The 26,056-nt window shown below is 41.4% G+C and carries 21 protein-coding genes and 1 pseudogene; 10 read left to right on the top strand and 12 right to left on the bottom strand.

Annotation, left to right across the window (positions count from 1 at the left end; all coding sequences use genetic code 11):
- Positions 1 to 455 precede the first annotated feature (455 nt).
- Both IQ274_RS21990 and IQ274_RS21985 read left to right on the top strand, forming a co-directional pair.
- Positions 456 to 710: a helix-turn-helix domain-containing protein gene (locus IQ274_RS21990; protein ID WP_114082362.1), complete on the top strand. Its 255-nt coding sequence runs from the start codon at positions 456 to 458 to the stop codon at positions 708 to 710.
- Position 711: 1 nt separating this feature from the next.
- Positions 712 to 4,452 carry a PAS domain S-box protein gene (locus tag IQ274_RS21985; RefSeq protein WP_194143409.1) on the top strand — a complete coding sequence of 1,247 codons (3,741 nt, stop codon included), beginning with the start codon at positions 712 to 714 and terminating at the stop codon, positions 4,450 to 4,452.
- Between the two features lie 179 nt (positions 4,453 to 4,631).
- On the opposite strand, the gene IQ274_RS21980 is transcribed toward IQ274_RS21985, so the two are convergent.
- The 5 genes and pseudogenes from IQ274_RS21980 to IQ274_RS21960 all read right to left on the bottom strand — a co-directional run bounded on the left by IQ274_RS21980 (position 4,632) and on the right by IQ274_RS21960 (position 8,837).
- Positions 4,632 to 4,775 (bottom strand): hypothetical protein, encoded by a 144-nt coding sequence (locus IQ274_RS21980; protein WP_163927692.1) that lies wholly within the window; start codon positions 4,773 to 4,775, stop codon positions 4,632 to 4,634.
- 292 nt (positions 4,776 to 5,067) lie between these two features.
- Positions 5,068 to 5,292: pseudogene (locus tag IQ274_RS21975) on the bottom strand (ArsR/SmtB family transcription factor); the annotation flags it as partial.
- 26 nt (positions 5,293 to 5,318) lie between these two features.
- Entirely contained in the window at positions 5,319 to 6,530 is a 1,212-nt protein-coding gene (locus IQ274_RS21970) for an aspartate aminotransferase (RefSeq protein WP_163927690.1), read from the bottom strand.
- Positions 6,527 to 7,717, bottom strand: coding sequence for an iron-containing alcohol dehydrogenase family protein (locus IQ274_RS21965; protein WP_194143407.1), 1,191 nt, complete (start codon positions 7,715 to 7,717; stop codon positions 6,527 to 6,529). The genes IQ274_RS21970 and IQ274_RS21965 overlap by 4 nt, the downstream gene beginning before the upstream one ends.
- Before the next feature lie 598 nt (positions 7,718 to 8,315).
- Positions 8,316 to 8,837, bottom strand: coding sequence for a Ycf51 family protein (locus IQ274_RS21960; RefSeq protein WP_163927688.1), 522 nt, complete (start codon positions 8,835 to 8,837; stop codon positions 8,316 to 8,318).
- A gap of 238 nt (positions 8,838 to 9,075) precedes the next feature.
- On the opposite strand from IQ274_RS21960, the gene IQ274_RS21955 reads away from it, so the two are divergent.
- Complete coding sequence (locus IQ274_RS21955) at positions 9,076 to 9,240, top strand: DUF6888 family protein (RefSeq protein WP_167306184.1); 165 nt, start codon at positions 9,076 to 9,078, stop codon at positions 9,238 to 9,240.
- 444 nt (positions 9,241 to 9,684) lie between these two features.
- On the opposite strand, the gene IQ274_RS21950 is transcribed toward IQ274_RS21955, so the two are convergent.
- A complete protein-coding gene (locus tag IQ274_RS21950) occupies positions 9,685 to 11,013 on the bottom strand; it encodes an O-antigen ligase family protein (RefSeq protein WP_194143406.1) in 1,329 nt (442 codons plus the stop codon).
- Positions 10,995 to 11,837: a hypothetical protein gene (locus tag IQ274_RS21945; protein ID WP_194143405.1), complete on the bottom strand. Its 843-nt coding sequence runs from the start codon at positions 11,835 to 11,837 to the stop codon at positions 10,995 to 10,997. The genes IQ274_RS21950 and IQ274_RS21945 overlap by 19 nt, the downstream gene beginning before the upstream one ends.
- 329 nt (positions 11,838 to 12,166) lie before the next feature.
- Here IQ274_RS21945 and IQ274_RS21940 point away from each other — a divergent pair, with 329 nt between their 5' ends.
- From IQ274_RS21940 to IQ274_RS21920, 5 genes are all read left to right on the top strand, one after another.
- Entirely contained in the window at positions 12,167 to 13,231 is a 1,065-nt protein-coding gene (locus IQ274_RS21940; RefSeq protein WP_194143404.1) for an NAD(P)/FAD-dependent oxidoreductase, read from the top strand.
- Between the two features lie 517 nt (positions 13,232 to 13,748).
- On the top strand, positions 13,749 to 14,126 hold the full coding sequence (locus tag IQ274_RS21935; protein ID WP_163927684.1) for a hypothetical protein: 378 nt from the start codon (positions 13,749 to 13,751) through the stop codon (positions 14,124 to 14,126).
- Positions 14,127 to 14,227: 101 nt separating this feature from the next.
- Positions 14,228 to 15,130: an SIMPL domain-containing protein gene (locus IQ274_RS21930; RefSeq protein WP_194143403.1), complete on the top strand. Its 903-nt coding sequence runs from the start codon at positions 14,228 to 14,230 to the stop codon at positions 15,128 to 15,130.
- A gap of 650 nt (positions 15,131 to 15,780) precedes the next feature.
- On the top strand, positions 15,781 to 16,179 hold the full coding sequence (locus tag IQ274_RS21925) for a VOC family protein (protein WP_194143402.1): 399 nt from the start codon (positions 15,781 to 15,783) through the stop codon (positions 16,177 to 16,179).
- A 469-nt stretch (positions 16,180 to 16,648) separates the two neighbouring features.
- Positions 16,649 to 17,569 (top strand): bestrophin family protein, encoded by a 921-nt coding sequence (locus IQ274_RS21920; RefSeq protein WP_163927681.1) that lies wholly within the window; start codon positions 16,649 to 16,651, stop codon positions 17,567 to 17,569.
- A gap of 55 nt (positions 17,570 to 17,624) precedes the next feature.
- On the opposite strand, the gene IQ274_RS21915 is transcribed toward IQ274_RS21920, so the two are convergent.
- Positions 17,625 to 18,272 (bottom strand): MOSC domain-containing protein, encoded by a 648-nt coding sequence (locus tag IQ274_RS21915; protein WP_194143401.1) that lies wholly within the window; start codon positions 18,270 to 18,272, stop codon positions 17,625 to 17,627.
- A gap of 372 nt (positions 18,273 to 18,644) precedes the next feature.
- On the opposite strand from IQ274_RS21915, the gene IQ274_RS21910 reads away from it, so the two are divergent.
- Positions 18,645 to 19,481: an alpha/beta fold hydrolase gene (locus tag IQ274_RS21910; RefSeq protein ID WP_194143427.1), complete on the top strand. Its 837-nt coding sequence runs from the start codon at positions 18,645 to 18,647 to the stop codon at positions 19,479 to 19,481.
- 334 nt (positions 19,482 to 19,815) lie between these two features.
- Entirely contained in the window at positions 19,816 to 21,696 is a 1,881-nt protein-coding gene (locus tag IQ274_RS21905) for a serine/threonine-protein kinase (protein ID WP_194143400.1), read from the top strand.
- A gap of 73 nt (positions 21,697 to 21,769) precedes the next feature.
- Here IQ274_RS21905 and IQ274_RS21900 read toward each other — a convergent pair whose 3' ends face one another.
- The 4 genes from IQ274_RS21900 to yidD all read right to left on the bottom strand — a co-directional run bounded on the left by IQ274_RS21900 (position 21,770) and on the right by yidD (position 26,045).
- On the bottom strand, positions 21,770 to 22,558 hold the full coding sequence (locus IQ274_RS21900; RefSeq protein ID WP_194143399.1) for an ABC transporter permease: 789 nt from the start codon (positions 22,556 to 22,558) through the stop codon (positions 21,770 to 21,772).
- A gap of 47 nt (positions 22,559 to 22,605) precedes the next feature.
- Positions 22,606 to 23,586: an ABC transporter ATP-binding protein gene (locus tag IQ274_RS21895; RefSeq protein WP_194143398.1), complete on the bottom strand. Its 981-nt coding sequence runs from the start codon at positions 23,584 to 23,586 to the stop codon at positions 22,606 to 22,608.
- Between the two features lie 497 nt (positions 23,587 to 24,083).
- The gene (locus IQ274_RS21890) at positions 24,084 to 25,727 is read right to left on the bottom strand and encodes an ABC1 kinase family protein (protein WP_163927676.1); all 1,644 of its coding nucleotides are present in this window, start codon (positions 25,725 to 25,727) and stop codon (positions 24,084 to 24,086) included.
- Positions 25,728 to 25,757: 30 nt separating this feature from the next.
- A complete protein-coding gene (yidD, locus tag IQ274_RS21885) occupies positions 25,758 to 26,045 on the bottom strand; it encodes a membrane protein insertion efficiency factor YidD (RefSeq protein ID WP_163927675.1) in 288 nt (95 codons plus the stop codon).
- Between the last annotated feature and the right edge of the window lie 11 nt (positions 26,046 to 26,056).

Here is a 26,056-nt window from a genome sequence, read left to right as displayed (position 1 = left end):
CCCTTTATAACTGTCTTCCCTTTGCGTTCTTCTCTGCAAGGCGTTGTGCTAATGCGGTTCGTTTCTTTATTCTCTTATTGCGCTCAAGAGAATATTTATAATATAAAAAATTAAGTTCTGTATGAAGCATAGCAATTTAACGTTCCATAAATTTGCAAGAATGCGTAATGCTTGAAAATCATCAAATTGCTTGGCAATTATACTATTTTGGCATCACACAGCAAGAAAATTTAATATTTATTTTATAGTTAGCTTCTTAGGTCGCACAACCTTACAACAGTGAGTATTCATCAGAACTGTGGCAGAGGAGTTAAATCAGTGAATAACAAGCAATTAAGACTAATAAATGATATTGCTGTTTCGCCAAAAGATGAAATTGATAATAACTAATGATTATTTAAATTCTTCCTCAAGTTGGAGCCAGATGGCAAGACACTTGTCCTAATCTTCCTATTATGGAACTAAAAAAGCCACTAAAAATTTCAGATTTAATCCGTGAACTTCGGCAGCAACTGGATCTTTCTCAGGAAAAATTTGCAGCCAAGTTGGGAGTTTCCCTACGAACAGTCAATCGCTGGGAGAACGGATCTACAGTGCCTTCGCAGATGGCACTAAAGCTGATTGAAGAAATGTTACAGAAGATGGGCGAACCAGGCAAAAGACTACTGAACGAGTATCTCCTGAAAGCGGAGCAACGGGAGGACTCTTAAGATGATGCTGAAAGTATCCGAAAAATTTTTGATGATTCGCTCTTGGTTACTAACTTATGGCGTGATGATTCTGGCAGTCATAGCGGCACTGCTGCTGACACAACTATTGCTACCAGTTTTTGATCCGAGCGTATTTACATTATTTTATGCTGCTGTGGCAGTCAGCGCTTGGTACGGCGGCATGAGACTTGGAGTATTAGCGATCGCATTATCTGTTACAACTGCGCTGTATTTTTTGCTGGAGCCAGTCTACTCGTTCGATTTTCTCAGCCTAAACGTTTTAGTACAATTAACCACATTCTCACTAGTATCCTTCTTAATTACCGCCCTCTCTTCAGAGTTGCGAAATGCCAGACGCAAGGCCGAGACAAGCCTGAAATTGTTGCAAAATAGCGAAATGCGGTTTAGTCGCCTGGCAAAATCCAACATCATTGGAGTCATTGTTACTGATATTAAGAACGGCTCCATCATAGAAGCAAATGATGCTTTTCTAAAAATGGTCGGCTATACGCGAGAAGATTTGGCGGCTAACCAAATAAAGTGGCGTGAAATTACCCCACCTGAGTATCTTCTATCGAGTGAGCGTTCAGTAGAAGAAGTAAGAACGACCGGAGTATGTAAACCCTTTGAGAAGGAATATATCTGCAAAGATGGCACAAGAGTTCCCGTTTTGCTCGGTTCTGTCCTTGTGCAAGAAACAGAAGAAACTGTCATTGGCTTTGTTGTTGATTTGAGCGAACGCAAACAAGCCGAGCAAATCTTGCGAGAGAAGGAAGAACGTCTGAGGTTAGCTAACGAGCGTTTTCAGTTAGCAGCATCGGCAGTCAATTGTCTTATTTATGACTGGAATGTAGAACAGGATACTGTTGAAAGAACCGATGGGTTAACCCGGATTTTGGGCTATTCTCTCGATATTGCAGAACCAACAGGTAATTGGTGGCGAGAACTTGTCCATCCAGAGGATTTGCAACGCGTACAAGAGGAGTCGGCGATTGCTTTGGCAAATAGCGATCGCTATACTGCTGAGTATCGCATTCGCAACCAAGATAACCAGTACGTCTATGTACTGGATCAAGGAATAGTGGTGCAACGGGATGCTGATGGAAAACCATTACGCATTATTGGCAGCACTACAGATATTAGCGATGTCTATGACGAGCTTCGTTTACGCAAGCAAGCAGAGAAAGCAGTCCAAGAAAGTGAAGAACGACTCAGGAGTTTTGTCAAAGCAAATATAGTTGGCATTATCTTTGGTGATGTGAATGGTAGTATCACTGAAGCCAACGACGAGTTCTTGAGAATTGTAGGCTATACCCAAGCAGATATCCAGGCAGGCAGACTACGCTGGAGTGATATTACGCTTCCTGAGTATCAATATTTAGATGAACTGGCTATTGCTGAGGCAACAGTAAAGGGAACCTGTACACCTTATGAGAAGGAATGTATTCGCAAAGATGGTTCTATTGTCCCAGTTGTCGTTGGCTACTCCCTTTTAGGAGAATCTGGGCAGAAATCAGTTGCATTTATTCTTGATATTAGTGACCTCAAGCAAGCTAAAAAAGCGCTGAGTCAGAGTCAAGAGCAATTTCAAGCTTTTATGGACAATATTCCTGCCGCCGCATGGATTACGAATGCAGACGGGCGTATACTCTACCTCAGCCCAACTTACCTGAGCATATTTGATGTAGCAACCAAAAAAGCGATTAATAAAAACATTTTTGACCTATATCCAGCCCAAATCGCTCAACCCTTACTTGATAACATTAGAATAGTTGCCCAGACGAATCAGGTTGTCGAAACTATTGAGTCTGCCCCACGCACAGATGGCACTCTAGGGGAATTTTTGGTATATAAATTTCCCATTGCAAATGCGACAGGGCAACGTCTAGTAGGAGGGGTTGCAGTTGACATCACCGAACGCGAACGCATCCTTCGTGAACGCCAGCTTGCAGAACTTGCTTTGCAAGAGCGCAGTGAAAGACTCAAACTGCTCTCTGAAACCACCAGTGATTTGCTTTCAACAGAGCGTCCGTTGGATTTAATGAACAGTTTGTTTGGTAAACTTTCGGCGCAAATGGATTTACATTTTTACTTCCACTATCTAATTGAGACACACGAAAATCAGCAGAAACTTCGGTTAGTTGCTTGGAATGGCATTACTGATGAAGTATTTCAAGCAATTGAATACCTGGAATTTAATCAAGGGATGTGCGGACTAATAGCGCAAGAACGCCGTCAAATTGTCGTCAACAATGTGCTGAACTATACTCATCCAAATGCTCAGATCCTCAAGTCTTTAGAAATCACAGCATACGCCGGTCAACCGTTAATTGCTCAGGGAAAGCTGCTTGGTGTCCTTTCTTTTGCCAGTCGCACCCGCACCCACTTTACCTCTGGGGAGATTGCCCTACTACAAGCAACCTCCGATCAGATAGCGGTTGCTTTGGAACGCGCTGAGTTAATGACTTCGTTACAGCGACGCAAAGAAGAATTGATCCAAGCGAACCGGATTAAAGATGAATTTTTGGCGGTTCTTTCCCACGAACTTCGCACGCCGCTAAACCCGATTTTGGGATGGTCAAAGTTACTGCAAACTAAAAAGTATGATGAAGCAACCACCACTCGCGCTCTCGAAACCATTGAGCGCAATGCCAAGCTTCAGACTCAACTAATTGAAGACTTGCTAGATGTCTCTCGCATTTTACAAGGTAAACTGAGTTTGAATATTGCTCCTGTAAATCTGGAAACTGCGATCGCATCTGCAATAGAAACTGTGCGTCTAGCCGCCCAAGCCAAATCTATCAATTTGCAATTTACGATTTTAGATTTTGGATTAGAAAATTCTCACAGAAATTTAGAATCTATCGATTTTGACAACCAATCTGACGGTCTCAAATCCCAAATCCAAGTTACGCTTCCAGCATCCCAAAGGTGCGATGCAAAATTCCTAGTAACTGGTGATTCTGGTCGCTTGCAGCAAGTTATCTGGAATTTACTTTCCAATGCGATTAAGTTTACACCCCAAGGTGGAGAGGTAGAAATTAGTTTACAGTCTGTTGGTTCTCAGGTTCAACTTCGAGTCAGTGATACAGGTAAGGGAATTAGCCCAGATTTTTTACCATTCGTATTTGACTACTTCCGACAAGCTGATGGTGCAACTACCAGAAAATTTGGGGGATTGGGATTAGGATTAGCTATTGTTCGTCACATCGTCGAGCTACATGGAGGCACAGTTAAGGCAGAAAGTTTAGGCGAAGAACAGGGAGCAACTTTTACAGTCATGCTACCGATAATCAAGATTCACCCAGATAGCCACCAGATTTGTATACAACCTGATGATTTACCCAATCTAAATGGGGTGAAAGTTCTGCTTGTGGATGATGAGCGTGATACGCGAGAGTTAATTGCTTTCATTTTGGAGCAATCTGGCGCGGTGGTAAATCAAGTAGCATCGGCTATGGAAGCATTACAAACTATGCCTCAGTTCCAACCAAATCTGCTGTTAAGCGACATTGGAATGCCAGAAATAGACGGCTATATGCTGATGCGTCAAATCAGAGCGATGTCACCAGAACAAGGAGGGACAATTCCAGCGATCGCTCTTACAGCTTATGCTGGTGAGGCTGACTACCAACAGGCAATCGCCGCCGGATTTGGGCAGCATATCACCAAACCTGTAGAGCCAGCTAAATTAGTTCGAGCGATCGCAAACTTGATTTATAGTCGTAGCAACCTGCCTTAGATCCCCAAATTCTTAGAGAAGTAGGGGATCTGGACACCGCGATTTATGCTTACAAACAAACATTACTTTTTTCACCATCTTGTTATTTCTTAATTTGTTGACAGAATAAGAATCTTTAGTTGCTCCATAAGTTTTTAAATTTTAGTTTGGGAGGGGAGCAATCTCCCCTTCTACATAGCTTATCGGTTATCTTTTGGTGAATTTAAATCAGAAAGGACTTTTAAAGCTGCGGGCGTAATTGTCGAAGCAAGAGGGACGTAAACAGAGTCTATTGCAGATAAGCCAACAGGAAACATTGCCAACAAAATGAGGGCACTGTTCATAAATAACTTGTTCATGGGTATAATTGAGCTAAGATTTATTTGAACTGCCTCAGTAATTAATTACTTGAGGCTTTTATTTGCGTAATTGTTAGTAGAGCAACTTACGCCAAAGTTTAAAAACTCGACACCTTCTTTATAAGTCCTGACAAAGAATCTCTGCTGATAAATTTTTCTGACTACTTACACTTTGTCGCTAATCGCAGCAGAGATGTGCTGATGAGATGACATCATTATGGTGAAATTATGACAAATATGCCTTTTAAAGGCTAAATGGGGGCAAATTCAAACTTTAATAAATCCATCGTCCTTCCTGACGGGAGTGAACTAAAGCAGTTTCCTTGAGGGTTTTCAGGTGAAAAGATAGTTTCGACTGATTTACCCCCAAGGCTTTGCACAAATCACATACACATAATTCTTGCTGTCGTAGCAGTTCCAGCATACTAATTATGAGTGGATCGGAAAGAGCATAAAAGCCAGCAGCAATTAAATGAGGAATAGTGGTAGCAGAGGTTTGCATGAATTAAATTTCGAGAAGAAATGCTATCAACCTGAAGCTGAGACTACACTTTCAGGTTGATAGCGAATACCAGCTTGCTTAAAGCGGTGTAAAGCTTCACCCAAGCGATCGCAGTCTGCAATCAAACTAATCCTGACATACCCTTCACCTGCAACCCCAAAGGCATTACCAGGGGTAACAACAACGCCAGTTTGCTGCAACACATTCAAGGCGAAATCTGTGGAACCCATACCAACGGGACACTTCACCCAAAGATACATTGTCGCCTTGGTTCTGGGGATATCCCAACCCAACTCTCCTAACCCATCAATCAGGAAATCGCGGCGGGTACGGTAGCGTTGTTGTACTTCGTGCAAATAAACATCTGGTAGTTGCAAGGCGGTTTCGGCTGCTTTTTGCAAGGCGGAAAAAATACCGTAATCTAAGTTAGTTTTTAGTGTCCGTAAACCTTGAATTACATGGCGGTTCCCCACCACAAACCCAACGCGCCAACCAGCCATATTGTAGGTTTTAGATAAGGTGTGAAATTCCACACCAATATCTTTCGCGCCGGGAATTTCTAGCAAGCTAGTGGGTTGATAACCATCAAATGCTAACTCGGCATAACACAAATCATGCACCAGCAAAATTTCATATTTGCGGGCAAAGGCGACGATTTCTTCAAAGAATTCGCGGGGGGCAGTGGCAGCAGTGGGATTACTGGGATAGTTGAAATAGAGAATTTTAGCTTGTCTTGCAACTTCGTCAGGAATGGCAGCTAAATCAATTAACCAGTCATTTTCGGGTTTGAGAATCAAACTGTGGATTTTGCCGCCAGCGATCGCCGGGCCGCGAAAATGTGCAGGATAAGCTGGGGAAGGAACCAGAACTAAATCGCCAGGGTTAACGTAGGCGATCGCTAAATGGGTTAATCCTTCTTTAGAACCCAGCAATGGCAAAGCTTCGCTATCAGGATCGAGAACCACACCATAACGGCGATGATACCAATTAGTGATGGCACGACGAAAACTAGCAGTGCCTTCAAAGGGCGGATAACCGTGATTGGCGGGATCTTTCAAGGCTGCGATCGCCGCTTCAACAACTGGTGCTGGCGTTGCACCGTCGGGGTTTCCCATACCCAAATCAATTAAATCTAACCCTTGTTCCCGTGCTTTCGCTTTTAGTTCATCTAAACGGGCAAATACATAAGGTGGCAGTTTTTGTATGCGTTCTGCTGGGACAATCCAATTTAAACTCATTCTTCAACCTCGTCACTGATTCCCTTGGGCGAAACTCGATTCATGTCTTTACTATCTATAGGTGCAGTGGTGGAAACCATTGCTGCCATCAACTGTTCTGGCGCGACTTTAAATGGTAGTCGATGGATGTCAGAATTAGGAACTAGAGCAATTTCGGCGGCTGTTTGTAACTCACCTAATGTAATATTGCCCAATCCCAAATCACTTAATTTTTGGGGTAGTCCAATTTCTGTGTAGAACTTTAACAACTGTTGTCGTGCTGATGCTGCTAGTTGATTGCCTTGTAGCATTTCTTCTAAACGCAGTTGCACCAAAATTCCAAAAGCAACTTTTTCGCCATGAATACTGCCATGTCCTGAAATATGAGTTAAACCATTATGCACGGCATGGGCAGCAACTGTGCGACACTGCGCCCCTCCAAGTCCTCCAACTACCCCAGCTAATAAAACACTTGCATCTACGACTTCTCGCCAAACTTCACTACCTGGTTCCTTCAAGGCGGCGGCGGACTTTTGCAAGAGGATATCTCGCAAAACTCTTGCTTGTTGCACCGCAGCAATAATTAAGGTGTCTTGCAAATGCCCACTGCTAACAGAGGCTTCATACCATTTAGCGATCGCATCACCAATTCCAGCTACTAATGTCCGTTGTGGTGCAGTTTTAATCAAGTCATAATCGAGTATCAGTAAATCGGGACAACGAGACAGCCCCACATCGTAGAGAAATGCCCCATTTTCCGAATAAACATTCGACAAGGCACTCCAAGCTGCACAGGTAGCCCCTGATGTCGGAATTGTCACCACTGGTAACTGTAACTGCTGCGCGAGTAATTTCGCTGTATCTAAGGCTTTGCCGCCACCAACACCAATAATCACATCAGCTTTATGTTCTTTTGCCTTCTTCTGTAAAGATTTCAGGCTAGCTTCGCAGCAATCTGCACCATAAGAAGCTTGAACAGGATGTAACTGTTGCGTTTCTAAAACTGGTTGCAAATTCTTTCGACTAATGGCGAGAGTCGATTCACCTGCCACAATCAAGGGACGACTTCCCAAAGAGGCAATCTCTGCTGCGGCTGATTGCAATACCCCAGAACCACGGATGACTTTTGCCGGGGCAACTGTGAGCGTAAATAATAAACTAGAGGTTTGAGTAGACAAAGAAGGTTGAGTAGAAAGTTGATTAGACATATAATCTAGTTTGCCAAAACCTTGATATTTCTTAATCTAATAGACTTGCAACCAAAGATACTTGTTGCCAGATGGCAACAAACTTGCATCTGAATCAACTAGGTTTTAACCGATCTAATCGCTAACTGGTTAAGCCATTTAACGACGTTGCTTGAATCTGTGATGTCCATTAGCCTGAAATTCCGAACTATCAAAGTTTTGAATAACCGTATGATTAACTAACATTACCACTCTCAGATTCTCAAGAAAAGTGATTGAGAACTGAATCGTCTGTCGATGGTCATTTCAGCTATGGATAGATGCGTTAGGGTTTACAGATCGATGTCCGCTCCCACACCGTTTCCTTTGGCCGCAAAAAATTGTAAAAATGTCAATAGTGGCAATTACAATAACAACTGACAAATCACAACTGTGTAGTATCCATTACCCGCAGGCTGATCGAGCTTTTTCCACAGTAGAATCACGAAAGTGTGAATATCTTAATCTAATAATAACTATTAATGTATCGGTAAATACAAAATAAATTATGTCATTCTGATAACAAGCATTGGGAATGGGGCATTGGAAAACTCTTTCCCATTCCCCATTCCCCATTCCCTTAAGCGTTAGATTTTGGCAATTGGGCGAATTTGTCTGTGTAAATTTCCACTGTGACTGGTGAATTTTGATGAGAAACTAGCGATCGCTTGGCCTCACCCAAGTAAATTGGTACAGAAACCCCTGTTTCCGGATGGATAATCACGCGGGCGCGAACTGTCAACTTGTCGTCTTCCCGTGTACCTGAACGACCATAAGAAAATAGATTACTAGCTGCTTGACGTAAAGTTGCTTCTAATTGCGTAGGTGTAATTTGAGGTGATGTAGTAATAACCGCTTGTGTTGAGCCATTGTCATAAACTAGAGTGTACTTCGTTGCTCCTGGAATCACAGCCCGACTCAAGGGGACTATCGACAGTGCAAATAAACCACCTGTCAGCACCAGCATAAAGCCAGTCGTACCCACCAGCCGAAAGCGGATGCCCCATTTGAAAATAAAAGCCAAAACTGCTAAGGCAGCGAATGCCAAGGTAGCTATACCTGACCATTGGGTGTACTGAAGAAAGTTAGCTGTTGTGAGCATAAGGTAGGTTATGGATGCGTCTTTTTTTTCGTCACCGACATACCCATTTTACTGAGAGCTTACACCATAAGGGTTATTGTAGTCTTTGATGGCAATCAGAATATTGGGTGCGTAGACGCGTACTTCTAGGTCAAAGCAAGCTACACAAAGCATCTTCAAGATTTGTATGCAGCTTATTGTCAGACATCGTAGTTTTAATAAAGTTTAAACTTGCTTTTAGCCTAAGTTTAGTGATGAAATGGAGCCAACCTCAGAACAATTGAAACAGTTATACAGAGTCTTGACTTGGCTAACGCAAATGTATCTCCCGATTTACCTAGTTACCTTAGATGAGCGAACAGATAACATCGTAGTAATAGCAGGTGAAGAAACAGTTGTAGTAATTAATCTACAGAGAGGTTGATTATGAATAAGTCTAACTTTAGAGAAATGACATTATTGATATCGTAGTTATATCACAAGTAAGATTCCCCGTTCAATTCTCCGCTTTTCACTTACAAATAAAGAGGTTCTGGCAGGTTACAAAGACCTAATTTCATTTCAGTAACCATGTTTTACATTCCTTTATAAAAGCTCAAATTATTTCAGATATTCCGTCAAATCAATAGGTTTTTAGTTGTGCTTAACTGAAGAAAAATAACAAATATACAAAAGGGCATCTACAAGAGATGCCCGTCATGCAAGAAAACCCCAAAGGGTTGTCCTTACACCTTCCCAACAATCAGCAACATCGAGTGTGACTAATTAAGTGTTAGTCACACTCACATAGTAATCTTATTAACTAAAAACTCGAAGTGTCCCCAGTGCATACACTGAAAAAGAACTAATAGCTATTATCCACGTCTAACTAATTTGGATGAGATTCAAGTCTGTATTGTTGCTTATAACGATGTACTACTCCAGAAATGGCAGCCAAAATTAACCATGAGAGCGCATTCAAACGAAAATCGAAGAGGGTTACATCTACTGTATTCAATAAAACCCAACCAATAAAGGCCAGAAGATAACTGAAAAATATCAATCTATCTTCTGTATTTATATATTTAGACTTTCGTAATAATTGCACGCCTGTAATCAAAATCCAAGCAAGTAAGCCACAAAACAAAAAAGTACTAGGAAAACCAGTTTCAGCAGATAACATCAAAAACAAGTTATGGGGATGACCCAATGGAGTGTGCATCTGCGCTTTGTAAAGTCCACTAAAACTGCGTAATCCCCAACCAGTCCAAGGATGTTCCTTGGCTAAAGACCAGGCAAACTCCCATTGAGTTTTTCGCATTAAAGCGACTGGTCTATCTGGATACATATCGTCATTTAACCTTGCCCAAAAAAAGGCAGGAACTACCCGGCGAAAAATTTGAGCGACTGGCGAGGGAGCAAAAGCTGCCAAAAGCACGCTAGAGACGATCGCAGCAACACCACCTACAAGAATGTGCCAGCCTTGGTAAAGTGCATAAGCTAAACAGGCAAAAATAGCGATCGCCCAGCCATTGCGCGAGTTAGTGAAAATCAAGGTAATGAAATTTGTAATCACCGCTACGGTTAGGAAGATCAAGGGGAGTGAATTCTTCCTAATACCCAATCCTTGATACAATCGCCATTGTTCTAGCCACAACCCTAAGCTAAGGATGAAAATTATTGTTAGATAAGCGGCAAAGGTGTTAGCGTGCAAGAAAAGTGAGGCTATGCGACCTGGTGGATTTCCTCCTGGTGCGATCGTCCAACTCAATACAACCCACAAAATCTCTAATTTCAAACTCCAGCCTAAAAATAACTGCCCCAAGCCAAGAATTATTACCGGCATGGAACCGATCACTATAACCCAAGCCATTTGCCGCAATTGGACAAAGGTTTGAATGAGAGCGCTATGGGCAACGAAAAGTAAAAAGAATGGTAATAAATTAAATAAGCCAAGGAAAGCTGCTGTTTTGTCATCGGCAAATCCAGCACTTACGATCAGCAACAGACTCAAAAGGGCAAATCCCCAGTTGAGGGGGCGGCGATTAATTTTGTGTGATTGTTTTAGCCAAGTTATTAATGAGACAAAACCAATAGTCACAGCCCCCAACAATGGACTCAATGGGAAGATTAACAATGCCCATAGAGAGTAATTCCAAGAAGATCGCCAGCGAGACTTGAAATAATCAGAAACCTTGTTCAAGCTGGCTCCCAACATTCCTCACGAGTGAGGCGAATTTGGGCTAAGGCGAAAATAGTAGGAATGATCCGACCATAGTTAGTGGCGATCGCTCTCCACCCTAAATCTGCAAAAAACCAAGTCCACATCATTGGACCAATCACGGCAAACATAGTGCGTGCTGCCCCATAACGAGCTGCACTCACTGTCATACCCCGTTGCGCCATTTGCATAGCTACATAGCTTTGAAATTGCGTCGCAGCTGCTTCTGTGCCTGTAATCGCCGCTTGTTTTGCTACTTCATAAGTAGCAAAGTGGATGGCAAATTGACGGGCAATTTGCTTAAGTACAAGTGGTTGGAGAAGAGAAGTAACCGCGATCGCACCACCGCCTTTGAAAAGCAACCCCAAGGGGTCAGGTTGTAATAAAAGTGGTAGCGGTTCTTTTAGTTCTGATTGCACAAGGTGACGCTGCACTCTGAGAGTCAATTTTTGCTTTTCCTGTTCAGGTAATTTTTTCCATACCTGTCCTAAGAGATGCAAAAATACTTCTGCTTCTAAATCAATAGTTGGCAGATGATGAGAATAGGGAATTTTTAGATACTTACATACTTGAACTAAGGCTTGTCGGTAAGTTACCTGGCCTGTGCGTCCGCGTAATACCGTCATCCCATCTGCCGCCAAAAAGCGAAAGCGCCCCTCTAGTGCATCTAACCAAGCTTTACGGTCTTGGCTTTGCACTTCAATGGGTTCGGGTGTGTGTACATAGTCTAGGGGATTGAACTTACGACTAAATAAAATTGCCGTTAAATCTTGCAATTCTTCTTCGGTCGCTAACTCTAGCGCCGCCCTCATTTCATCCAATTTCCCTTCCTCCCTTCCGTGCAGCTTTCTGTACCTTATTCTACTATTAGCTTTCAGCAGTCATTAGTAGTAATTTTGTCCTTTGATAATAACAGGAGGCAGGAGGCAGGAGGCAGGGGGCAGAAGTAACTCAATCTCATTTAATATAATCCTACGTATAGAAGGCAGGAGTAACCCACGCGCAACAGCATTGGACTTAGGTTGTAGACAGTATCTTCTTTTTAAACTGGGTAATGACTCAAAATTAAAGTAATCAATGATACTTCTTTCCTTTTGCCTCCTGCCTCCTGCCCTCTGCCTCCTGCCTTCTCTTAAAGGACTATTGACTCATGACTGATATTGCAGTGATTGGTGCCGGAATGGCCGGTTTAGTCTGCGCCCAGCAATTAAGTCAAGCTGGATATTCTGTGCTGGTGGTGGACAAGTCCCGTGGTTTGGGAGGAAGATTAGCTACACGCCGCTTGCATGGAACTTCGGCCGATCATGGGGCTTGTTACCTGAAGCCAAAGGGTGAATTATTTAGACGTTTTGTGGAGATATTGCGATCGCGCCATATCCTCGAAGTCTGGACGGAGGAGGTTTACGAACTCACAGCAGGCGCTCCTTTATCTGAACCGAAAAACCGTAGTCCGCGATATGTTGCACCTGGGGGAATGAGTGCGATCGCTAAATCCCTAGCTCCAGGTTTAGAAATATTACTGAATCAGCGTGTCATTGCTATTACCCCAACTCCCGAAAAGAGTTGGCGGATCACTCTTGAATCTAGCAACGAAGAATTAACTGCAAAAGCTATAGTTGTCGCCATTCCTGCACCCCAAGCGGTGATGCTGTTGGAATCTTTGGGTGAAGGTGTATTAGATACAGCCTTTCTTGATAACTTGCGTTCTGTAGAATTTTATCCTTCCATTAGTGCGATCGCGGGATATCCTCTCACATCCGAATCACTCCCTCAGTGGAAAGCTCTAACTTTTGTAGATGATGCTGATTTAGCATGGATTGGTTTGGACAGTAGCAAGCGTCCTAACCCTCAACAACCACATTTTGTAGTGCAAAGTAGCGCTGATTTCGCCCAACGCCATCTAGAATCTCAAGATTTAGAACCTGCTGGAAAGCTAATGCTGCAACGAGCAGCTGAATCGTTGTCCCTTCCTTGGCTGAATACTCCCGAATGGATGCAGGTACATCGTTGGCGTTATGCCTTTCCTAGCCGTCCTTGGCACGAGGCTTTTTTGTCTACCGAAACTCCCTTACCCTTAGTTTGCTGTGGTGATTGGTGTGGCGGCAATCTTGCAGAAGGTGCGATGCTTTCTGGATTAGCAGCGGCAGATGAAATTAATCATCAGCTGCGTCATCAACCTTTAGATAATGTGAACTTTTTCAACGTTTTTGTCTGATCATTTCATCAGTAGTTAGACTGATTTTGCGCTCTAGTGAGTCGCTATTTATCTGACTTACTAAATCAATATGCAACAAATAAGCTTTTTAGATGAAACAGCAAATTTTGTAGCAAGCGTCAAATGTGATCTAAATTACTAACAAACCTTAACTTCATTAAAAACTTGTTCCTAATTCAAGATTTTTATTGCCGTTAATTTTGATCCCCTATCCTTAATGCTGCATTTTATATAGATTTCTGCCTTTTTGGCAAAAATTTGAAACAATTAGGATTATAAATATAAAATGTCGCTAAACTCCCCGCATATTGGATGCTGTTTTAAGAAGTCATGCTGCTAATCAGTATAAACTCTAACTAAAATAAGCAAATCCAAATGTCTCAAATTCAACCAAGACAAAAGGCTAGTTACAGGGTCTATTGCATCTATCAGTTGAATTACTTTTAACTGATTCTCATCTAAAAAATTTGTTTTATCCACCAATCATTGACTTGATAAAAAAAGGAGTTTAAAAATTATGAAAACGGTAGTTAATTTAACACAGCAATCAGTAGTAGGGGAAATTGAAAGCGTTTTGGATACATATCCATACCATCCATATCAAAAAGCCTTTGCGATTCCTGACTTACGTCAAGAGCTTATTGCTTTCGTCCTCACCCGTCTTCCCTCTTTTGACGGCGCTATCTCTGAGGGACATATTTCCCTAGCGGAGGCTGAACAAGGAAGGTTGGCTTATTACAAATTGCCTCGTAAACCCTTAGAGCAGCAGCTCCACCTACAGAATTTGATTCACCAAGGCATTTGTTTAATCGTTCAAGAAAAGTCAGATTGGATTAACGATCATGTTTGTGAAATAGTTCAGCCAGCTTGTGAAGCCTCTCACTGGTTTGGTTAATAGTTCACAGTGAATTTTTAATTTTTGAGCTAATCTAACGGTGTTTAGTCGTGGGGTTAGCTCAATATTTTGGTAAGTATCCTGCTCTTGAGGTGTAAACTTTGACAATTAGATTCAAAGGACATTTCCAGGACATGAGAAAAATAACTGCTCTAATGTTGGTAAGTATTACCGTGACTGTCGGCGTGGGAGTATTAACGCCCAAAGTTACTAATGCCCAATTATTTTATCCACCAGCAAGCGATCGCCATTCATTAATGGTAATCGGTCAAGGAGTAGTGAAAGTGCCAGCAGATACAGCTGATATTGAACTGGTATTCAGTAGCGAAAGTAGCAATGGTGAGTCAGAAACGCAACCATCATCTCTACCGCAAACCCGTCGCATTTCCTCACCCTCCAGTCCCTCTTTGTTGGAACAACAAGACCGGGCTGCCTCACCAACTCTATTCTTAAATTACAAAACAGTAGCAGAATCTTCACCAAGCAAAAAATCACTAACTAAAGCAACTCTCCAGCCTGTAGTTAATAGCCTAGTTGCCAAAGGAATTAGTGCTGATAAAATTCAAGTACAAATTAACCCGAATTCCAGCGAAAATAACGCCAAAATACTGGTAAGGTTAGAAAAACCAACACGCGATCGCGTCCAGGAAATTGTTGCTACAGCGAACAAAGCGACAAGCCAACTTGAAAATATTTCCGTTAAGAGTGTGGGTGTTGAGTACGCAGTAAATGACTGTCAGGCTTTGCAGAGTTCAGTGTATCAATCAGCTATGAAAGATGCTCAAAGCCGCGCTCAGGCTTTAGCAACTGCTATGAGTGTTAAGCTTGATGTTCCTTCTGTAGCTGAACCATTTTACACATTATTTTATCCCTCATGTAGTTCTAAAACTGGAGTTCCTTTACCATCATTTGCTAGTTTTTTATTATCACCGACTTATAATCCAGATGCTCCAGCAGAAGTTGAGATGAAAAAGGATATTTTTGTGACATATACAACAAAATAAGCATTTATATTTAAGTGTGTCGCACTTTAATTTAATTAAGATGATAAGTGCGATCGCTTAACTATTTTCTTCTGAGCCGAATCAATAACTCCAATAATGAAAAAACTCCAGAAATGTTTGTGACAAATCTGGAGTCAGGAAAGATACGCATTTACCTATACCAAATTTTCACCGTGAGAGTATCCTACGTCATCAGGGTATACACTCAAATACAGTAAAGAATGTCTGAGGATTAACTGCTTTGTTTACACAAATTTTCTGTTTGAATAGGACTTACGCACGAGTTACGGAATAAGGAACCACAGAGGCGCAGAGGACACAGAGAAATGAGAGTTGAAGTAACGCAAAACAGCCCCAGTAAATCTGAGGCTGCTTTGCGAGAGTTGTTTGCTAGGAGGGGGGTACATCAACAAAGTGATGCCCTATGTTAAATATAAATAATTCAGTATGCATCCCTATTCAGCCGTCTTTTGGCTTATCAGGATGATTTGAAAAATTGCGTAGGCGCAGCCTGTCGTAGACATCGCTTTTTCAAAAAGAAACTCCAGATGCACTTAAGGCATTCTGGAGTAGTAACAGGTTTCTAACATCAATCAATTTTTACATCTGCGATCGCCTGATGTCGTTAGGGTATATACTCAAATCTAATTATGTCTACTCATCCGCAAATAGAACAGCAAATTACCTTCTTTTACACCCATAATCTCAATGCCTCTACAGAATTCTACGAGCAAATGCTGGGTTTGGAGCTATGGCTTGATCAAGGAACCTGTCGGATTTATACTGTTAGTAACTCTGGATACTTAGGATTTTGTCAAGCAAGCAAAACATCGACTCCTCCAACCGACAAACAATCAAGTGTCATTTTTACCCTAGTAACGCCGCAGGTGGATGAGTGGTTTGAATATCTCAAAGAACGTGGTGTCAAATTTAAAAAGCCACCTACACTAAATGAAAAGTACAATATTTACCACTGTTTTTTTCGCGATCCCAGTGGTTATTTGATTGAAATTCAACGTTTTGAGACTAACCATAAAAAAAAGACATAACTAAATAAGTTATGTCTAAATATTCAATTTACAGGGCAGGATTTTTACAGATTAGAACTTTTGGATTTACTAGGGTATATGACACCGACTAATGCGGTATGACCATTACCCTGAGCCATCTACCTTTTCTTCTATCGATTTATCAGAGTGAGGCGCAGGATTTATGCAGCCATCGAAAAATATTTACATTTCTTTACAATTAACCACAAGCACTGTTGATTTTTATATAATGGCTGCTTAATCGCTGACAAAAAACTATTTGTATTAGTCCTAATAATAGGTATTTAACCGGACTCATATTGTATAACAGAAGCTAAAATACAATCATTATCGCAAATGTATCATGTTTTTTAGCAAGATTACTTTTTAAAGTATCCTGTTTGCCAATTTTGCTATTTATATAGTTATTATTTTTAAAGTATCGATATTTAATATATCGATTCGCTAAATATTCTCTTGGGGTGACTGCATGACAACCAAAAAAATTACATGGCTACGTACAACATTGCAATTTAAAGGTTCGGTCATGAAAGCAATCTACAAACATATTTTATTCTGTGGAGCTTTCGGATTTTTGATTTCTATTCTTTACCATTTTGAACTACCTGTATCTCAACCGATTTTAGGAAGTGTTATTCCTAGTATTGTTTTAGGTTTATTACTGGTATTTCGCACCAATACTGCTTATGAGCGATTTTGGGAAGGGAGAAAATGCTGGGGTTCTCTAGTAAATAACATCCGAAATCTGGCCCGGCAAATTTGGGTATCTATTGACGAAATAGCTCCAGAAGATAAAAACAATAAAATTACAGCATTAAATTTATTGGTAGCTTTTGCTGTGACAACTAAATTACATTTGCGAGAAGAAAAAGTCAATAGTGAGTTAGAAGATTTAATGCCATCTAGTAAATATATCAAATTGAAGATTATGAATAATCCTCCTATAGAGGTTGCCTTTTGGATAGGCGATTATTTACAGGAACAATATCATCGCAAATGCCTTAACAGTTACCAGCTAACATCTATGCAAGAATTATTAAACAATCTTGTAGATAATTTAGGTGCTTGTGAACGGATTTTAAAAACACCTATGCCATTAGCCTATGCCATTCATTTGAAGCAATTATTGTTACTATATTGTTTACTACTACCCTTTCAAATAGTAGCAACTCTGGGTTGGTGGACAGGTTTAATTTCGGCTTTAGTTGGTTTTACAGTATTTGGGATTGAAGCAATCGGCTTGGAGATAGAAAACCCCTTTGGTTATGATCCTAACGACTTACCTCTAGATACGATTTGCGCCACAATGAAACGGAATATAGACGATTTAATTACTCTGACTCCAAATGCGCGATCGCAACCAGGTAATTTGACTTATGAGAAAAGTTGAAACTGTTTATAAAACAATTAAAACGTTTTCTAAGGAATTTTGACATTCATGAAATTCATCTATTAAGCTTTTTGATTTGTTGCTGAAAATAGTCTCGCCAATCTATGGGTAAAGCATCAAGCTTTACGGCGCGGTGTAACAGTTCTAGGTCGTCTGTTTCGCGTGCATACAATCGGGTAATATCGGCAATAGTGACATTATTTGAGTCTCGACTGATTAACTCAAAAGTATCACCATTCCCTACTTGGCCCTCTTGTAGCACCGAAAAGTAGAACCCTGTTAGGCGGCTATCTAAAAACTGTTTAACTATATCAGCACGTCCAAACTTGATTCCTAGTTTATAACAAGGCATTCGAGGTTGAGTCACCATTACCTCTGCGCTACCAATCTGGAAGCAATCGCCAATATTAACGTCATCTTCTAACAGTCCAACTGTAGTCAAGTTTTCACCAAACATTCCCCAGGGTAAATCTATATCAGGTAACTTGCGCCGCCAATAGTCGTAATGCTCGAATGGATAAGCATAAACTGCTTTGTCTTTGCCTCCGTGGACACTCAAATCAGCTTGTCTATCTCCATCTAAGTTGAGCGCTTGCATCATTACCCGTCCCTCAACTGGTTCTTTAAAAATCCCCGTTGTAACTGTTTTACCCTTCCAAAGTACTTCACGAGGAAGTCCTACATTGACTGAGATAACTTGCATAAGTTAATATCCCCTGTTGCAAAAATTGGATTTTTAATTATATAAAGCAAACTTTACAAAATTCAGCACTCTTCATTTTCCACTTTGAGGCTAGGAATTGTTGGCAAAGAGTTAATAATCTTATAAGTGGCGCTACGCCCAGTCGTAGGTGTAGCACAATACTTTTCGGTTAAGGGGCAATGGGGAAAGGGTTTGAATTTCCCTTTCCCCATTGCCCTTTAACCTTTCCCCAGACCAAAAGAGAGATTATTGGTTTAACCGAAAAGTATTGGGGTGTAGCACATCGCATAGGCTCATTCCTCCCTGCCCTCCATCATGTTTCGCAGTACTATATAAACGCGAAACTATCTCTTCATTGGTGGATGTGCAATGATGCCTGTACGTCAAACTTTATCAAAGCCTGATATCCAACTTTCTTACTTAGAGTGGAACCAGGGTCAAGAACCCTTACTGCTGTTACATGGTTTAGGCGACCATGCTTTAGTGTGGTCTAGCTTAGGAGATTATTTAGCAGCAGACTACCACATAGTCGCACCAGATATGCGCGGACATGGCGAAAGTACCAAGCCTGAGAGAGATTATACTTTTGAAAGTGCGATCGCAGACCTTGAAGCACTCATGGATCATCTAGGATGGACATCTGCCCAGATTGTAAGTCATTCGTGGACAGGTAAATTAGCCGCTATCTGGGCAAGACAAAACCCAAAGCGTTTGCGGAGTATAATTCTCGTCGATCCCATTTTCATCTGGAAAATGCCCAGCCTTCTCAGGCTAACTTTTCCGATGTTGTATCGCTTCTTACCTTTTCTCAAAAGCATGGGCCCCTTTGCCAGTCATCAAGAAGCCGAACAGCAAGCACGGCAGTTAAAGCAATATCAAGGATGGAGTTCCTTGCAGCAGCAAGTTTTCCAAGCAGGAATAGAACAAAAACCCGATGGTAGTTGGGGTAGCAAATTTACCATCGCCGCCCGCGACGGGATTTTTGAAGCAGTTATGCAAGTGCCTGGTTTTACAATCCCCCTTGATACCCAAGCGTTCTTTGTCCAACCAGAACAAGGACTTAATCGCCAAGATTGGCAAATCCAGCCCTACAAAACCTATCTCAAAAAACTACGCATCTGCCAAGTTCCTGGCAATCACTGGCCATTTTTGACACAACCAAAGGCATTTAACCAAACTGTTGCAGCTTTTTTGGCAGAACACAGATAGAAAATCTCATTATTATTAGACGGGATTATCATCCGGCAACAGAAGAATGAATAGGAAGGATGTTTAGCGATAAGCGGCTACGCATCTGCGCTTCCCTTAAATCAGTTATTAGTTATCAGTCATCAGCATTCAGTGATTATTGATAACTAATTAGGACTTACACCAAACTACAATGCTGTAGGGGTAATATCCTGCGGGTACTCCGTTGGAAAATTCGTAGATTAGCCGCTTTGCGTCTACATGAATTGCCCCTACCTGAAAATAAGGGTTTTGGCTGTTGTTTGCGTAAGTCCTGCTAATAACTGATAACTGTTAAAGTACGGTTAAGCCACTCATGAGCCTTTGTATCAATCCCGTTTGCCCTACACCAAATCACCCAAATAATGAACAAAACCGCTTTTGTCAAAGTTGTGGTTCCCATTTGGAATTGCTAGGGCGTTATCGGGTGACGCGCCTGTTGAGTGACAAAACAGGGTTTAGTAAAGTTTATGAAGCATACGAACAAGATACTCCCAAAATCCTCAAAATACTTAAAGAGGATTTATCAGGTAACGCCAAAGCAGTAGAACTATTTCAGCAAGAAGTAACAGTGCTGGAACAACTGAATCATCCCGGCATTCCCAAACAAGATAGTTACTTCCAGTATCAAACCCGAAATGGTTTAGTGTTGCATTGCATTGCAATGGAAAAAATCGACGGGTACAACTTAGTACAGTGGCTACAGCAGAATCGCCCCATTTCCGAAGACCAAGCTGTAGCTTGGCTAAAGCAATTAGTGGAAATTTTGGATTTAGTGCATGGTAAAGAATATCTGCATCGAGATATTAAGCCATCTAATATCATGATTAGATCCCCCCTTGGAAAGGATTGGGGGGAATTGGTACTGATTGATTTTGGCACAGCCACTGAAATTGACAGAACCGACCCAGACCAACTTAGCAATAGTGACGGGATGACAGCACTTATGTCATCTGGCTACAGCGCTCCAGAACAAATGAATGGTCAAGCAGTACCGCAATCAGATTTCTTTGCTTTGGGACGCACCTTTATATTTTTGCTAACGGGACATCATCCCTTAGATATGTATGATATCCAGCAAAATGTATTGCGCTGGCAAAATCATGCCATCGATATCTCACCCTTACTATTAAATTTAATTGATTGGCTCATAGCAGCAGATATAGAAAAGCGTCCTGCTAATGCCCAAGAAATTTTGCAGCGCCTAGAACACATTGAAGAAGGCAAAAAGTTCTGCTCAGATGAGGATTCAACCCCACCTGTTGCGCCAGGTTCCCGCAAAGTAGAAGAGCCATTTGTAGAAGTTGAGGATTCAGAGCCAATCTCGCTGTTGTCGGAGCAGGAACCAGAAAAAAGTATTCCTCCTGCCTCTGTTGTTGAAACGCAGCTAACAGAAATTACTCCTGAAAATATTAATTTAGTAATTGATTTGAACACAGAAGAGTTGTCCCCGCCAATTCCTAAAACTTTATCATCGCCACAGAAAGAGCCAGAAGAAGTACCACTACTGAAATTTTTTGCAGGTTTGCTAGTGATATTAGGATTACTTAGTATAGTGGCTTTAGCAATGCGAAACTCAAAATTTATTGTGAATTCAAATTATGGGCAATCTCCTGAAAAGAGAGGTAAGATTGACTATTTTTCTTATCAAGAAGGTAGAGATAGCCAGGGGAGGAGAGCCGAATTTAATATAGCTGTTTTATCACTAGAATATAAATGGCTTTTAGGTAGCAATTTTCAAATTAAATATAATGATGAAATTATTAGTATAGACCTTTTAAAGTTGAACTTAGAACAAGAAGGGATACAAAAGATAATGGATGAACCTAGGGAAATTATCTCTGTAGGTACAGTTGCTTGTAAGGGTAATATAGCAGTTCAACAGCGAATGGCTCTAGAACGTTCTAAACAAATTCAATTTTTAGTCAAAAAATTATTTATTAATACACCAAGCGTCAAAGGTTATAGGATATTAAATTTAGGACAATTTCAACGGAGTAATTGTCAGGCAAATCAGGATTTAACTACATATCAGAGAAGTATTATAATTATTGGTGTGAAAAATAAATCCGTAGGTGTAATTCTTGATGAAGCACTACGGGATAGGTTAGAAAAGAAACCTTTTGCTGATTTTAAGTTAGAAGATTATTCCTTGGGGACGGCAGAAAACTTTAAGACGATACCAAGTAATTTATAAAATATAGCAAAGTATATCAGTGTATAGGTTTGATCAATCATAATATATTGCCACTTTAGTAATTATGAATCGTTTATGCTCCCATCCCAGAATACCTCTTCAAACCCGCACGCCAAAGGAAGCGATTCAGACCCAAAAACACTAATATCCAACCAAACATTGACCAAAATCCTCGCCCTATATCCACAGGTAGCCCTACCAAAAGACTCGCAGGAAAATCAATCAAATACGGAAAAGGCGTAAACATTACTATTGCCCGCACAGGCTCTGGAAAAACCTCTAAAGGTGCTATCAAACCAGATAAAAATAGATAAAACAACAACCAAAAATTTTCTAAAGCACTAGCCCGTTCTGTCCAAAAAGCGAACATGGCAAAAGTGTACTGAATTGTAAACCGCAAAGTAAAAGCTAGCGCCACCGCCAATGTAAACAGCAAAAATCTACTCAAACTTGGTACCCAAAAAGCTTGGGGATAAAGAATAAAAAATAATGCCACTAATAAAAAAGCAAACGATAGCCTAGCAAATCTTTCAGAAATATGCCCTGCAACATGATGCCATACTGGGTCGAGTGGTTGTAGCAACTTGGGCGAAAGCTTGCCTTCAACAACCTCTTTTTCAAAGTCCCAAATTACCCAAGCAACTGTTAATTGTCTAACAACGAAAACCGTGATAAAGTAACGGGCAAAATCTACAGGTGATAGCCCAAACTGACCGCCTTGTGCTGCCTGTATCCAGATACCCATGAGGATAATCGGCAAAGACCCAGCCAAAACCCATAAAATTAGTTCTGCTCGATACTCAACCATATAGGCGTAGTATACTGACAGCAAAGTTAGGGCTTTTCTAATCATCTTTTTCATTTATAGTGCATTCTCCCCTTGGCAACTCTATATTCTGGCAGCGATCGCTACACAACACCTGCCTGAAAAACTCGCCCAATTACTTCTTCTACAGGTGGTTCAGTGACAGTTAAATCAATTACCTCCAAATCCGTCAAAATCTTAGATACCGTGCGGGTAAGCACCTCTCTAGATACCATAAAATGCACCGATCGCCCTTCTAAGAGTTGCACATCCCCATAAGTCATAAGTTTTTCCATTGGTAGAGGTTGGGCTAACTCTATATGGACTTCTCGGTAAGGAGCAAAACGTTCTAGTAGTCCATCTAAACTACCGTCATACATCAGGCTTCCTTGGTGAATCAACAGCACTCGTTGACACAAAGCTGTAATATCAGCCATGTAATGACTCGTCAACAGCACTGTAGCCTGATAACGCTGATTGTAGTCGCGCAAAAAATCGCGTACCGCCACCTGAGCATTTACATCTAGTCCCAGAGTCGGTTCATCTAGGAACAATACGTGGGGACGGTGCAAAAGTGCTGCTAGCAATTCTGCCTTCATCCGCTCACCTAAAGATAGCTTCCGTACTGGTTGAGTAAGTTTGCCTTCTAGGGAAAGCATCTCTGTTAATTCACCTACCCGCCGTTGGAACTCTTTATCAGAAATGTTGTATACAGCAGCATTAATTCTCAAAGAATCCAGCGCTGGTAAGTCCCAAATTAGCTGCTGCTTTTGCCCCATTACCAAGGTAATTTTTTGCAAAAATGCTTCTTTACGTTGAAACGGAATTTGTCCAGCTACTTGAACTGTACCGCTAGAGGGATGAATCAGCCCCGTGAGCATTTTTAGTGTGGTGGTTTTCCCAGCACCATTTGGGCCCAAAAACCCCACTACTTCACCGGGGGCAATTTCAAAGGAAACATCCTGCACTGCTTTAATTGAACGGTAGGTACGGCGGAAAAGATGGGTGATTGTTCCTTTAATACCTGGGCTTTTAACTGCGACTGGATAAGATTTACTTAGATTTTTAGCAACGATGATTGACATATTTTTTATATTAGAACCACGGATGTATACAGACAGACGTAAATCATCGGTGTTTAACTAAACAGAATTCAGGAGTGGAGCCGGAGGCGGAGCGTCTCCGGTCAGAATGGGCTAAACCCTAGCTATCCGCTAACAGGATTGAATTTTGACCAATAAAGTGATAGCGAGTGAGAGTTTTTTTGATTCTGACTTCTGGATTCTTCTACTGTGGTTCCAAATAGGAAAGTAGAGATTTTCGGCAGTGACATATCATGATTGACTGTGATGAAGAAAGGGAAAGGGGAAAAGAGGAAAGGGAACCCCATACTTAAAAGCAGGGGTTTCAAATATAGACACTGCTAAGTTATCGCACTACGTGCCTTAAAAATCTTGTTTTTTTATTCTCCATATTTAAAAATAGGGGCTTCATACCTTTTGGGGAAAAGAACATTAGTGTATTGCCCTTTCCCCTTCCCCTTTTCCCCTTCTTGGTGGGTATTATGCACAACACATAGACTTTACCGCAAACGTCCCGATCGCAATGTACTGATAATTAACCACAAACCCAATAAACTAGCAACGGCAAACAGGATAGTGCTTAAAAAAGATAGCTGAGTTGTCTGCGCTCTGGTGGAAATAATTGCTGCACCCATAATCAGCGAACCTACTAATATACTAAAAGATAGTCGGTTAGCCGCATCGTCCATCGTGCGCCGCACGCCATCTAAACCCCGCAGCGATAGATTCCACTGTAAGGTTTCTGAGGTAACTCGGTCTAATAACAGTTCTATTTGGCGAGGAGACTGGAGAGAGAGACTTTTAATATCTAAGGCTGTTCGTAGTAGCGATCGCACTGGATTATCGCCCAATAATTGCCGACGAAACAAGTCTGTAATTAATGGTTTAACTTCATCGAAAAAATTAAGCTCTGGGTTGAATGTCCGCGCTACACCCTCTAAATTTGCTAGGGTTTTGGCATACAAACCCATATTGCTAGGTAATCTAATTTTATTGTTACGGGCTACTTGTAAAACTTCATAAATTATCTGACTGAAGTTGATTTGCGTTAAGCTGACATTGTGATACTTTCGCAACATGCGATCGTAATCATTTTCTAACCGCGACAAAATAACTGGTTGAGCAGAATCTGATAGCTGCAAAGTTAACTGAGCGCACCTTTGAGCATCTAAATCAACGATCGCTAACAACATCTCTGTTAATATCTGCTGTGTGCGGGGATCAAGTCTTCCCACCATGCCACAGTCTAAGAGAGCAACACGCCCATCTGTGAGATAAAACAAGTTTCCGGGATGGGGATCGGCATGAAAAAAGCCATCAATATATAGTTGCTGAAAAAATACCCGAAATAACAAAGTAGTTATTTCTTTACGCTCTACGGCAGGGTCTTTACCATTATTATTGTTTAAATCTGCCGACAAGAATGGTACTCCATCTAACCATTCCATCACCAGTAATTTTTCTGTGGTCAATTCCCAGTTAATCTCTGCAACCACTATTTGCGTGGGATCAAACCAGCGACTTTTAGATAAGTTGCGCCGCAGTTGGTCTGTAAAACCCGCTTCCCGTGTAAAATCTAACTCGGCTTCTAGGGCTTTGGTGAATTCTTCAGCGATAGATTTGATTTCGTAGGTTTGCCCAAATTCAGTCCGCGCCACTAAATCGGCAATACCTTGAATTAAAGCAATATCTTGGGCAATAGTCAGATCGATTCCCGGACGTTGTACTTTTAGAGCGACTTCTCGACCGTCTGCTAATGTAGCGCGATGTGTCTGGGCAATTGATCCCGCCGCTACGGGGATCGGGTTAACTGTCTTGAAGGTTTCTGCTAGTGGACGTTTTAATTCTTTGCGAAGGATTATTTCTATTTCTGACCAAGGAACTGGTGGTACTTCGTCTTGTAGGGTTGATAGTTCCTCAATGTAGGCAGCGTTCAGTAAATCTGGACGTGTAGACATTAGCTGGCCAAGTTTGACGTAAACTGGCCCCAAGTCTACCAAGATATTTTTTAAAACCGCAGGTGTAGGTAACTGTGGTTCATCAGCTTTGCCACCAGTAAGTAACCTTCGCATATAGTCCCAGCCATTGCGAAGGAATACTTCAAGAATTTCTCGTTGACGGGGAACAGTTTGGGTGAGGAACATTTTTGTAAATAACTGCAAAGACGCAGGGAGTTAAAGAGGTAAACAACAGGGGATGACAATACAACGGAAGTTGGCTTTAGCTTTTAAAGTTTTGCTAGCTGCGCCACAGTCTTGGAATCTTTTTATGGATGATTGTACGGCTTCGTGGAGTTTCTGTTCACTCAGCATTCGTTTGACGTAATTAGAGCAGGAATCCCCACCGTGTAATAAGCGATGGGAACAACTAAATCCTTTGGAAGGAGAAATATATTTTTGATAGGCTGTAATAGACTCGATTGCCATTGTCTTGGCGAGAGGCTCAAAGCTAATAATGTTCATAACTGTCAGAT

The sequence above is a fragment of the Nostoc sp. LEGE 12447 genome, from assembly GCF_015206985.1.
Lineage (GTDB): Bacteria > Cyanobacteriota > Cyanobacteriia > Cyanobacteriales > Nostocaceae > Nostoc.
The sequence above is the reverse complement of the archived record's forward strand: the minus strand, read 5'-3'. Positions and strand labels throughout refer to the sequence as shown.